Raw genomic sequence first — 12,202 nt, 5'->3', positions numbered from 1 at the left:
CCTCCATTAAACTAACCCTTGCCTTCCAGGACCGCCCTGATCTTCTCAAGCGGCACCTTGGGGTTGCGGTCGCAGGTGAGCAGACCGTTCACTTCCTGTTCAACGTCCGTCAGCTGTGTGTAGCAGAAGCCCTTTACGATCGGCGAGCGCAGCACAGGCCGGATAACTGCGGCCAGCCTCTGCAGCAAATCCTCTTCATCCTGCGCAGCCGAATAATGAATACCGAATGCTCCATGGCTCGGATCATAGCTGATGCCTCCAAATTCCGAAATGATAATCGGTTGTCCTTCGTAGGTTTGCCCCCGCGCCAGCAGCAGCCTGGCAGCCGGCCGAGACGAGAGCGTCGTCTCCAGACTTCCGTATCGTTGATCCAGGACTTTCTCCTCCCACGAATAGTCGTGAATGGTCATCAGGTCCGTTTTCATCTGCTCCCAGCCGTCATTGGAGATGACCAATCGGCTCGGATCCATCGATTTGGTCAAGTAGTACAAACTCATGGCATAGTTTTGCTCCCTTTCGTCATTCGCTATATTCGGAACCCCCCAGCTTTCATTAAGCGGAACCCACGCTACGATGCACGGGTGGTTGTAATCCCGGTCGATCGCGCTTTGCCATTCCGCCGTAAATCTGTGGAAATTGGCGTCGTTCGAATCGTGGGCGTTCGCCATTTCCCCCCATACCAGGAGACCCAGCCGGTCACACCAATACAAATAGCGAGGATCCTCCACCTTCTGATGCTTGCGTGCTCCGTTAAAGCCCATCTCCTTTGTCATCTCCACATCGCGGCGAATGATGTCATCGGACGGAAACGTCAGAATCCCCTCGGGATGATAGCCTTGATCGAGCACCAGCTTCATATAATAGGGCCAATTATTCAAATAGATTTGCCCATCGACAATGGAGATTTTCCGCATACCAAAATAGCTCGAGACGCTGTCGATCGTTTCACCATTCTGCGAAAGTTCATATTGAATATCGTACAAATTGGGCGTTTCCGGCGACCACCACCGCTCATGCGTACTTTGATGGACATGAAAGTCGTTGAGATCAACTGTGTAAGATTCGATCCCCCGGGTTACGCGGTAAACGGCCTGGGTGACGGGCTGTCCCCTCATTCCAATCTTTACGGAGAGCTCCATTTCGGCTTGGAAGTCCAGGCGTCCTCCTCTTAGAAAAACCTTTAATTCGATGCGGTTCCGATCGAGGTCAGGCGTGCATTTCACTTTCTCCAGGCTGACGGTGGAAACCGGCTCGAGCCATACCGTCTGCCAGATGCCGGTTGTACGGGTATAAAAGATAGAGGCGGATTTTTCCTTCCAGTACTGCTTTCCCCGGGGCAAAGTCGTATCCAGGTGATCATCCTCCGCCCGGACCGTCAGGACGTTGTCTCCCTCTTGCAGCGCGTAGGTAATATCCAGGGTGAAGGGGGTATGTCCCCCTTCGTGCGAACCCATGAAAATACCGTTAACCCACACCTTGGCCGTGTAATCGACCGCTCCGAAATGAAGCAGCGTTCTTTTCCCCTGAAACTCCGGAGGGAGCGCGAAAGTGCGCCGATACCATACCACGTCGTGTATCGAGGTGTCGCTTATTCCGCTGAGCTTGCTTTCAAAGCAGAAGGGAACCCGGATCTGCCGATCGAACGGCTCTTCCGACATATGCCACCTATCCCGCTCGCCCGCACGTGCATCGTCAAAGGCGAAATGCCAAATTCCGTTCAAATTCAGCCAGTCGTTCCGGATAAACTGCGGCCTTGGATATTCGGGCCGGATCAATTCCTCTTTCAATGTTTGACTCCCCCTCCAATACAAATTTCCCCCGGTTCTATTAGTAAGGACCGCACCGTTTCCGGTAGCAGTCCCTTCTGTCACGTTCCCATTCAGTTGGTTTTTTTCGATTTAATAAAATCGGCTGCTTGCTTCTTAACTTCGTCCACGACTTTTTGTGCGCCGGCCTTTTTGTATTTATCAATCAGATCGGCGACTGCCGCGTCCACGTCCTTCACGATACCAAGCTCAATTGGAATCGCGTATTGTTTGTATACGTTGCTAATATTAGCCATTTCCGTTTTGATAGTGGTTTCATCTACGTTAAAGCCGCTCAGTAAGTATGGCGATACATGCTCAAGCAGTGCTTTTTTCGTGTCGATATATTGCTGAGTATAGCTTGTGAGAGGCGGCCATTGATCGCGGTTGTTCGACCACCAGCCTGCTCCGTACATCGGGTATGGATTTGCCTCGGCATTAAGGACGGACAGTTTACCGTCCACCATCTTGTAGTTCTTCCCTTCGATCCCGAAGGCAAGCAGCATATTGTAGGACTTATCCTGATGCAGCAGGTCGATGGCCATTAAAGCTCTTTCATAATTTTTTGTTTTCGGGGATAGGGACAAACCATTGCCCGTAGCGGGTCTGAGCAGCGCCGTTCCCCCCGGGGGGAGGTTGTTGAGCGCGCCAAGGCTCCAGCCGTTAGCGGCCATATCGGAGCTGTACTGGGCATAATTCTCGAAAGCCGTCATCCAGAGACCGGATTTCCCCACTTTCCCCAAGTCAGTGGCAGGCGTTTTCTGGGTAAAGGCGTTTTTCGGAAGCAGCCCTTTATCCGCCCAATCCTTCATTGTTTTTGCAGCATCGGTATAGATGGCGGCAAACTCCGGATCAAGCAATCCCATCATTTTGTAATCTTTGTTCTCGATATTGAAGTTGACGAGATTCTGTACTTTGAAGGAGCCCCAGCCTTGAAGCATTCCGCCGAACAGGTTTTTTATGTCGTCAGACGTGCCGTCTATAGGCAGCATACCTTTCTCATTATCTTTAATGGCTTGAAGGTAGGGTCCTAGGTCTTTGAATGTTTTAATTTCAGGAACGTTGTATTTTTTTCTGAGGTCTTCCCGATAAAAGGCCGTACCTACATCCAACTCTTTGAAAGATTGCGGGATCATATAAATTTTGCCGTTTACGAGAGTATCGGTCCACATGCTCTTAGTCGTTGCCTTGTTGGATAAAGGCATAAATTTCTCGACATCCGCCATCGTGATTTCACGGTAACCACCTTTGGTAGCATTGGAGACATAGTTTACGTTTCCGAAAATAACATCCCAGTCCTGTGGAGAAGCTAGAACGAGCGGATATTTTGTGCTGATGTCGGCGAAAGGAATATAAGACAGCTCAATCGTCGCATTGATGTCTGCTTCGAGTTTCTTGTTCACTTCGGCCATGACCGCAGCATTGTCCTTCGGGGCTTCTCCCAGGAGAACGAATTTCAGCGTAACTTTATCGAGCTTAGCCTTCGAAGTCTCTGATGGGGAAGCGTTGGACTTAACCTCCGGCGAACTGCTGGAATTGGGACTTTCCTGCTTCGAACAGGCGGATAAGACCAACCCTACAATTAGCAGGAGTGCAAGGGTTAAGCATAGTCCTTTGTTTTTCTTATTCATCTCTTTCTAACCTCCCGATGTTTTATGTTAAACCGCCTGTAAGCGGGGTTAACCTTAGCCTTTGACGGAACCGACCGTGAGACCGGAAACGAAATATTTCTGAACGAAGGGGTATGCCAGTACGATCGGTCCGGTCGCAACGGCGGTTAAGGCTAACTTGACCGTCTGCTGAGGCAGCTCGATCGTCGAGACCGCGCCGTTGCCGGCCAGCAGCTGCTTGGCAAAATTGGAGGAGCTTAGTATCTTGTATAGGGTGTATTGAAGAGGAAATAGCTTCTCGTCCGTAATGAATAAGGTTGCGGTATACCAATCATTCCAGTAACCAAGTGCCACGAACAATCCGATAGAAGCAAGGGCAGGCTTGAGCAAGGGCAAGATGATTTTCATGAAGATAGAGAAGTCGTTTGCTCCGTCGATCTTCGCAGATTCCGATATCGAATCGGGGACGCTGTTCGCGATATAGGTTCTTAGAATCAAAATATGAAAGACATTGAACATCCCGGACAAAAGCAGAATCGTTATCGTGTTTTTGAGCTGCAAATAATTGGCGATCAGCATGAAGTAGGGGACGAGGCCGGCGCTGAAAAGTGTCGTAAAGAACAGATAGAACGCCATGGCATTGCGATATTTTACATCTTTCCTAGCGAGTACGTAAGCCGCCATGGAGGAGAAGTAGAGCGACAGAATCGTTCCCACAACCGTAATAAATAGGGTCACCCCGTAGCTGTGAAGGACTTTTTCCGGTTGATTAAAAATAAACTTATAGGCGGCAAGATCAAAGGTTCTGGGAATCAGGGAATATCCGTGCCGCAAGATGGATTCCTCGGATTCAAATGATCCTGACAGCAGCATGATAAACGGTATAATCGCTGCTCCTGCAACGACGCCAACAATAATAAATGCGATGATATTAAAAATAAAAACGTCTTTTCCCCTGCTCACGTCGCGTAACCACCTTTTCTATGCTACAGCGAGTTTCTAATATAACGCATAATCGCTATTCCACTTTTTTACTGCCCAATTCACAGAATAGATGAGGATAAAGCTGAGTACGGATTGATAGAGACCCGCAGCCGATGACATGCCGAAATCATTCGAGAAGATTAGGGATCTGAATACTAGCGTATCGATAATATCCGTTTTGTCGGCCAGCAATCCGTTGTCGCCAATCAGCTGGTAGAACATGTCGAACTCCCCCCGCATAATTCGGGAAAGACCGAGGAGGACGAGTATGATGACGGTCGGCTTCAGCATCGGCAGCGTAATATACCAGATTCTTTGGAAAATGGTAGCGCCGTCGATTTTCGCCGATTCATAGCTTTCCTGATCGATTCCCATGATGGCAGAGAGATAAAGCACACTGGAAAATCCGATTCCTTTCCAGACATAGAAGAGAGGTAGCAGGAACATCCAAATCGTCGGGTTGGAATAGATGTCGACCGGTTCTGCTCCAAGCGATTTTAGCAGAGTGTTCAAGGTTCCGTAGTCAAAGTTGAAAATGTTGTAGAAGAAAGCCGACACCGTCACCCAGGATACAAAATACGGAAGAAACATGAACGTTTGGGCCATTTTCTTGAAATACTTGCCTGCCATCTCCGCAATCATCACAGCAACGAGCACAGAGACAACCGTACTTGCGGTGAGGAACACCAGATTATAGATGATCGTATTGCTCGTTACGAGCCCGAGCTTGCCAGATTCGAAGAAATACCGGAAGTTCTCCATTCCGTTCCATTCGCTGCCAAATATCCCGCCGCTGTAGGTATACTCCTTGAACGCAATGACAATACCCGGCATGGGAAGATAAGCCAGCACCAGAAAGTACAAGCCGACGGGCAGAAACATCAAATAAAGAATTTTGTTCTTCGTTATCTCGTACAGGAAACCTTCCTTCTTTCTCGTAATGTCCATGCTGCACCTCATATCGATATTGTGTACTCCCTTATAATAAAGCGTTTACACAAGTGCCGCTACGAGAGGAAATTACGATTCCTTTTTTTTCTTATGATCCTTCCTTCCTTTATTCCGTTACCTCCGGCAGCGAAATGATCGCCGTCACTCCCGGACCATCGTTCTTCCTGTAACTCAAGCCATAATCATAGCCGTACAGCAGTTTAATCCGTTTGTTGATGTTGTTGGCTCCATATCCATGGAAAGGATCGTTTGTGCTTTGCTTCAAGATAGCGTTCACCTTCTCATCGGATAGCCCGACCCCATCGTCCCTAACCTCAAGCATGAACTTGCCGTCTTCCAGAAAGCCTTTAATAGCAATCGTTCCGGTCTCGCTTTCCGTTTCAAGAATCCCGTGGATAATGGAATTCTCAATTAGGGGCTGCAGCGTAATCTTCGGCATTTTGCGATCATAAAGCACTTCGGGAATGTCAAGCTCGAGACGAATTCCATTCTTAAAACGGGCGTTCTGAATGTCGATGTAAGCCTTAATATGCTCGATTTCGTTCCTCAGCGTAACGATGTCTTCGCCTTTGCTCAAGCTGAGCTTATAGAATCTCGACAGGGATTGGACGAGCTCGTAGATGCCATGCTCATGAATTCGCATCGCTTTCCAGTAGATTAGATCCAGCGTATTGTAGAGAAAGTGCGGATTGATCTGGGCTTGCAGCGCTTTAAGCTCCATAGACTTGACTTCCTGCCCCAATGCGTACTTCTCCTCAAGCAGTTCGCCTACCTTCGAAATCATCGACTTGAAATTGCGGGACAACTCCCCGATCTCGTCTTTGCTTTCATGCAGAATCCAGACGTTGAAGTTCCCCTGTTTGACGCTTTTCATTTGGGAAATTAAGCTTCGGATCCTTCGGGTGCCTGAGGAAGCAGCGAAGAACGCAAGCGGGAGCAAAAAAAGGGCGATCAGCAAAGCAATGAGCAGCATCTGCTTCATGACTTTGTACTGAGAGCCCAAAATTTCCTGATAAGGAATTAGACTAATTAAGTACCAGTCTGATTCATTGACACTCTGAACGCCGACCAAATAGTCGGTACTGCCGATCGTACGTCTGCCCCAGATCCCCTTCTTAAGTTCATCCGCCGTATTGGCCTTGAGAACGTCAGAGCTAAAAGAGATGCGGGACGGATCCGCCTTGGAGGATTGACTCATAATTTCGCCGCTCTCGTTGATCAGGAACACGGAAGATTGCTTCGTGAAGGCTACACGGTCAAGAATCGTGGAGAACGTCATTTCCGGGATGTCAACGCGCAAAATACCAATAATCTCCTGAAGACTATCAACGTCGGACACGCTTCTGACGACGGTAATCGTTCGGGTACTCTCTTCTTCTTTTCCGGCTCCCGGTATCTGGTTAGGGAACATTTCGAACGTATAGCTGCTTTTCATCAGGTTCTGATACCAAGACGTATGGATGATTTTGTCCGTTCGAAGAACATCCCCCGTTTCGTTATTGTAAGTGATCGCTTTTTGGGTATATAGGCTTGTCTTCATGATGTCATTGCTGGGCCTCGTAAGATAAAACTGCTTTCGGATATCGTCGATGTCGAAGCTCCACAGCCCTAAATTGTTATAGTAATAATCCGGGGTCCGGTGCAGAATTTCCTGCATTTTCCCATTCGTGGATAGAACGTTCAAATAGGTCTTGACGATGTACAACTTGTACTCCATAAAGGAACGGCTTTGCTCAAACGCCTGACGGGACGAATAGCGGGCCTGCTCTTCCATATCCTTGGAAGTAATTCGGTAGTTCACCGCAATAAACAGTGTGAAAGGCACAGCAAGCAGGAGCAGGTACTGGATGAAAAGCTTGTAGCGCATATTCAGATCGTTGTAGACTCTATACAATCTTCTCATCATAAAAATGCTTCACCCTATATTCTGAAGGAGTCAGACCTGTATACCTTTTGAACAGCGTGGAGAAATAGTTGGTGTCCGTCAGTCCGATTTCGTTCGTGATTTCATATAGCTTATGATTGCGATCCCGAAGCAGCTCCTTCGCCTTCTCGATCCGAAGCTCGGTGATGTATTCGTTTAACGTCCGGCCCGTCGATTTCTTGAAATAGGCGCACAAGTAAGTATGGCTCAGGAAAGTATGCTGGGCGATATTATGAATCGACAGCTGGTTGCTGGAGTAGTTAACAGCAATATATTTCTTGATCTCATCGATTTTCTCGACGGCGGACGCTTTGTTATCCGAATTAGGAAACACGAGCTTTATGTTCGAAATAAGAAATTGAGCCAGCTCTTTCAGTGAAACGAGAGTATCGATTTCCCTCCACATGTAGATCATCTCTTTATCATCGCCCGACTCGGCGGCATCCCACTGCATCGTCACCTCGAACAAGATCCGCAGAAAGTTGAAATATAAATTTCGGATCTTATTCGTGTCGGGATCGCCGGTTCTTGCAATTTCCTCCGTAGTTAGCCGGATCAGCTGGACCGCATCGTCGACCGAGCCGTTTCGGAGCATTTTTTTGAACCGCGTATAGGCAGATTTATCGATATCATAATTAGTCCCGGTAACGCTATTGGCGAAAAACACTTTATTGGGGTCGAAGTAAAATTGTTTTTTTGCAGCTTCCAGTGAGGTTTTATACAGGTGGGAGAACTCATTCGGGCTTAAGGATGGGTGACTGCACCCAATGGAAAGGCTATAGGCATCAGGCTTTGCCTCCTGCAGCAGGTTTAGAAGGCTTTCGGCAACTTCCTTGCATTTGGCTTCTCTGTAGTTCACGGAATTAATAACCAGGGCCAGGCAGTTATCGTTAAGGAACCCGGCGATATGACGGGTATCGACGAAAGGCTCCTGATCGTTAAGCAGCTTAAGAATATTGTGCTTGATCACCGCTCTTTCGTCGTCAGCCATTGCCGCGGCCCAATTGAATAGAGCCGTGTAGACGATGAACATCCCTTGATCGGAGAGCTGAACAACGGCTGGGCCGGATCTCTTCAGCCATTCGGATAACCCTATATTCTGGCTGATCATATCCAACACTATCTCTTGGCGTTGGTAGAGAACACCGTTTCTTCTGTCGGCATCCCGCAGTTTCCGGATGATTTTCACGAACAGGACCTTCAATTCCTCTAAGTCGACCGGCTTATCGAGATAGTCGACCGCGTTAAGCTGAATAGCCGATTTTAAGTATTCCTTATCCGAGAAACCGCTGAGAAATATGATCTCGCATTCCGGATAGAGCTTCCGGATATTTTGAGACAGCTCGATCCCGTTCATCTTAGGCATGCGGATATCAGTAAGTATAATGGAAGGCTTGAAGCTTTCCGCGAGCGCAAGCGCTGCTACACCGTTCTCCGCGGTTCTCACTTCCGATACCCCCACTTCGGACCAGGGCACAAGCTCCATTAAACTGCTTCTTGTCGTTTCTTCATCATCTATAATGATTAGATTAATCATCCACAGCCCCCCCTCGTAACAGTCATCATTCTTTTCTTGGATGGACTTCGCAATGTAACCGTTACCAATTATTGTCTTTAGAAGTTACACTATCAATATTTTTGTACAGTTTCAATCTTTTTTTATACCCACGAATTTTAAAATTGGGCCTGCCGATACGATAGGCTTTGGAAGATTCATCGCTTTACTCCTTAAAAATTGGAAATTGTTGTTGTATGCATTGACACCTCAGCTAAAATGGGGTACCTTTTTAGTACCAGGTACTAATACCTGATAATAAATAAGGAGGAACCCTTTCATGACCTACCGAGCCAAAGTGACCGCCGTCGGTTCTTATGTCCCCGATACCATTCTCAGCAACGCCGATCTGGAGAAGATGGTCGACACGAACGACGAATGGATCGTTCAGCGTACGGGCATTCGGGAGCGCCGGGTGGCGGGGCCGGACCAGTTTACGAGCGACCTCTCTATCGAAGCCGTGAACCGCATGCTGGCCCGCTACCCGGGCACCGTGGAGGATGTCGATCTGGTCATCGTCTGCACCAACACCCCGGACTATCCGTTCCCGAGCACGGCGTGCCGGGTGCAGAATCATTTTGGGATGAAGGCCGCGGGTGCCATGGATCTGAACGCCACCTGCGCCGGCTTCGTCTACGGGCTTCATACGGCGAACGCCCTGATCCTGTCCGGGCTTCACCGCAAAGTCCTGGTCATCGGCGCCGATACGATGTCGAAGATTACGGACTACCGAGACCGGTCCACCTGCATCCTGTTCGGGGATGGAGCGGGGGCGGCGCTGGTGGAGCGGACCGAGGGCGAATCCGGCTTCCTCGCCTCCTTCCTGGATTCGGACGGCAGCGGGGGCCGGCATGTGTACCGGGCGGGCCTGTCGGAAACAATGGAAGGCGTCCCGCTCGAGAACGCCCCCTATGTCGTGCAGAACGGCCGCGAAGTGTACAAATGGGCCGTGAGCACCGTCCCTGGCGGCATGCACCGGCTTGCCGAACAGGCGGGCCTTGCCCTAACGGAGGCCGAATGGTTCATTCCGCACAGTGCGAACCTGCGGATGATCGAATCCATCTGCGAGAAAAGCGGCTTCCCGCTCGAGCGTACCCTGGTGAGCATGATCCGCAACGGCAACACCTCCGCGGCCAGCATTCCGCTCGCCCTCGACGAAGGACTCCGCGAAGGTCGTATCCAGACCGGCGACCGCCTGCTTCTGTATGGCTTCGGCGGCGGTCTTGTTCAGGCCGGTCTGCTCCTCCGCTGGGGATAACTGCCGATAAGGCTCTAACCCCAATAAAAAAAACCGCCGGATGGGCGGTTTTCCATGCAGCAGCTATTCCCTAAGTAACCGGGCGGAGAGAGTTCTCCGCCCTTTTTTCAGTCGCTCCATCGGCCTCGGCGTCCCATTACGTCGCTTCCTTGGCAGCCGCGGCTTCATTCAGCTTGAACAGATATTTGCCGTGGATCATTTTAATGAAGGACTCCACATACACCGGGTCAAACTGCTTCCCCGAACACACTTGAAGCTCCCGGATCGCCTCGTCGAATGTCTTCGTCTGCTGGTAAGGACGCTCGGTCGTCATCGCATCGAAGGAATCGATCACGCACAGGATTCTGGCCAGCTTGGGGATTTCCTCTCCCTTCAGCCCGTAGGGGTAGCCTTTGCCATCCACGCGCTCGTGATGCAGCTCGATTAGCGGCAGAAGCTCCTTGTACTTGTCGATGGCCGAAACGATTTCCTTGCCCCAGAGAACGTGCTTCTTTACCGCTTCCCATTCCTCGGCCGTCAGCTTCTCCTTCTTCTGAAGAATCGATCGGGGAACCTCCAGCTTGCCGATATCATGGAACAGAGCGCCCAGGATCAAGGTTTTCTTCTCGGGATCCGTCAGCGGCAGATAGTTGCAGAAGTCGACGGCATAGCTGAATACCCTTTTGCTGTGCTGGAAGGTGTAGATGTCCTTGGACAGGAAAATTTTGAGCTGCTGCTCGATTTCCTGAATGTCCTTCTCGATGTCGAACGTTTTCTGAATAATGGACTGTTCATTGTAGATGTGAACGAGATTCTTCCCTTGGGCTTTGGCAAAATACATCGCTTGGTCGGCCTTATCGAGAAGCTGGGATTTGTCGTGGATTTCCTTCCGGTATTCCGCCACCCCGGCCGAGAACGAAAGGCACCCATGAGCGAGAATCTCCACACCTTCAAAGTAGGAATCGTTCGCTTTCTTACGCAGTGCATTGACGAAGGCGAAGGCCTCTCTCTCACCGCGCTGCGGCAGCAGCACCGTGAATTCCTCTCCCCCGTACCGGGCCACGATGTACTCGTTACGATCGCATTCCTCCAGAAGAAGCTTCCCGAAAAACTCCAGCAGCTTGTCGCCCTGCAGATGGCCGAAGGAATCGTTGTACTTCTTGAAGTTATCCAGGTCGAGAATCGCCACGCTAAAGGTCATATCCGAGGCTTTGGCACGGGCAAGCTCCTTCTCGAGCAGCTCCTCAAAATAACCATGGTTGTAAAGCCCGGTTCGCTGGTCCTTGGTCGCCTTGTCCGACACCTCTTGGTACAGAACGAAGAGCTGCTTGAAGGTCGCGGACAAAAGCACGCAGATGCCCAGGAACAGGAAGAGGCTGAAATAGAAGTTCGTCTGGAACATGACCGTCAGCATAAGCGATAACAAGAGCGTGCTCACGTAGGCCGCCAGGCTTTCGCGAAACATGCCTCTGATAATTTGAAAGAACTGGTCTTTTACCGACAGGTAGTAATATAACCCGAGGGCAAGGACATTGACGATGAAATAAGAGAGCAAGGCGGCCACATAGGAATAAACCGCCTCCGTTTGGAAGCTTCCCACCGCTCCGCCCGACAGGCGGAAAACATGATAGGCCGACGTGATCATCAGGCTGTAGCAGGCGAAATTGACCACATGCTTCCACCATTCCAGACGCTTGTAGAACGGGGAAAGGGCGGCGCTCAAGACGAGCACATACAGGGTCATATTTAAACCAAAAGTGAACAGACAGGCCAGGTAAAGGGCCGAGTCCATGCTTTGGGAATTGTTTTCGGGAGGAAGCCGGAACATGAAATGATCCAGAAGCAAAATGGAGCCCACCATGGAATAGAGGACCACCCATTCGGGATTCACGGGCATGGTCCACCGGATATTCCATAGAAAGCTCAACGTTCCGAGGACGGATAAGAAGGTAATATAGTGGTTGACTTTAAGCGATAAGAACCGTTTGGTTCCAGCTGGTGCATCCATGGCCTTCGACCTTTCTGGGGTGATATGGAAGAGCGGGCACTCTTCCATATCATGCAATACAGGAGTGCATTCTGTCTAGCCGCCGATTTTGTAGCCGGAGGTAAGAGCAACGACGACGGAAGCAACGA

Annotated in this window: 8 protein-coding genes; 1 reads left to right on the top strand and 7 read right to left on the bottom strand. The window is 49.9% G+C overall.

What is annotated here, in order from left to right; genetic code table 11:
- Positions 1-11: 11 nt before the first annotated feature.
- The 6 genes from MJA45_RS07680 to MJA45_RS07655 all read right to left on the bottom strand — a co-directional run bounded on the left by MJA45_RS07680 (position 12) and on the right by MJA45_RS07655 (position 8,811).
- Entirely contained in the window at positions 12-1,787 is a 1,776-nt protein-coding gene (locus MJA45_RS07680) for a glycoside hydrolase family 2 protein (protein WP_315606683.1), read from the bottom strand.
- A gap of 92 nt (positions 1,788-1,879) precedes the next feature.
- Positions 1,880-3,436, bottom strand: a complete 1,557-nt coding sequence (locus MJA45_RS07675) for an ABC transporter substrate-binding protein (protein ID WP_315606682.1) — start codon at positions 3,434-3,436, stop codon at positions 1,880-1,882.
- 54 nt (positions 3,437-3,490) lie between these two features.
- A complete protein-coding gene (locus MJA45_RS07670; protein ID WP_315606681.1) occupies positions 3,491-4,288 on the bottom strand; it encodes a carbohydrate ABC transporter permease in 798 nt (265 codons plus the stop codon).
- Positions 4,289-4,414: 126 nt separating this feature from the next.
- Positions 4,415-5,347 (bottom strand): ABC transporter permease, encoded by a 933-nt coding sequence (locus MJA45_RS07665; RefSeq protein ID WP_315606680.1) that lies wholly within the window; start codon positions 5,345-5,347, stop codon positions 4,415-4,417.
- A gap of 109 nt (positions 5,348-5,456) precedes the next feature.
- Positions 5,457-7,256, bottom strand: coding sequence for a sensor histidine kinase (locus MJA45_RS07660; protein ID WP_315606679.1), 1,800 nt, complete (start codon positions 7,254-7,256; stop codon positions 5,457-5,459).
- Positions 7,237-8,811: a response regulator gene (locus tag MJA45_RS07655; protein ID WP_315606678.1), complete on the bottom strand. Its 1,575-nt coding sequence runs from the start codon at positions 8,809-8,811 to the stop codon at positions 7,237-7,239. Before MJA45_RS07655 ends, MJA45_RS07660 begins: the two co-directional genes overlap by 20 nt.
- A 298-nt stretch (positions 8,812-9,109) precedes the next feature.
- Between MJA45_RS07655 and MJA45_RS07650 the strand changes: the two genes are divergently transcribed.
- Positions 9,110-10,087, top strand: a complete 978-nt coding sequence (locus tag MJA45_RS07650; RefSeq protein ID WP_315606677.1) for a ketoacyl-ACP synthase III — start codon at positions 9,110-9,112, stop codon at positions 10,085-10,087.
- Between the two features lie 136 nt (positions 10,088-10,223).
- On the opposite strand, the gene MJA45_RS07645 is transcribed toward MJA45_RS07650, so the two are convergent.
- The gene (locus MJA45_RS07645) at positions 10,224-12,074 is read right to left on the bottom strand and encodes a bifunctional diguanylate cyclase/phosphohydrolase (RefSeq protein ID WP_315606676.1); all 1,851 of its coding nucleotides are present in this window, start codon (positions 12,072-12,074) and stop codon (positions 10,224-10,226) included.
- Positions 12,075-12,202 lie beyond the last annotated feature (128 nt).

Source organism: Paenibacillus aurantius (assembly GCF_032268605.1).
GTDB classification, from domain to species: domain Bacteria; phylum Bacillota; class Bacilli; order Paenibacillales; family NBRC-103111; genus Paenibacillus_AO; species Paenibacillus_AO aurantius.
The sequence above is the reverse complement of the archived record's forward strand: the minus strand, read 5'-3'. Positions and strand labels throughout refer to the sequence as shown.

Excerpts from the sequence above, each read along its gene's own strand:
- MJA45_RS07660 (WP_315606679.1), bottom strand. The coding sequence starts at position 7,256 with ATGATGAGAAGATTGTATAGAGTCTACAACGATCTGAATATGCGCTAC.
- MJA45_RS07650 (WP_315606677.1), top strand. The coding sequence starts at position 9,110 with ATGACCTACCGAGCCAAAGTGACCGCCGTCGGTTCTTATGTCCCCGAT.
- MJA45_RS07665 (WP_315606680.1), bottom strand. The coding sequence starts at position 5,347 with ATGGACATTACGAGAAAGAAGGAAGGTTTCCTGTACGAGATAACGAAG.
- MJA45_RS07645 (WP_315606676.1), bottom strand. The coding sequence starts at position 12,074 with ATGGATGCACCAGCTGGAACCAAACGGTTCTTATCGCTTAAAGTCAAC.
- MJA45_RS07655 (WP_315606678.1), bottom strand. The coding sequence starts at position 8,811 with ATGATTAATCTAATCATTATAGATGATGAAGAAACGACAAGAAGCAGT.
- MJA45_RS07675 (WP_315606682.1), bottom strand. The coding sequence starts at position 3,436 with ATGAATAAGAAAAACAAAGGACTATGCTTAACCCTTGCACTCCTGCTA.
- MJA45_RS07670 (WP_315606681.1), bottom strand. The coding sequence starts at position 4,288 with ATGCTGCTGTCAGGATCATTTGAATCCGAGGAATCCATCTTGCGGCAC.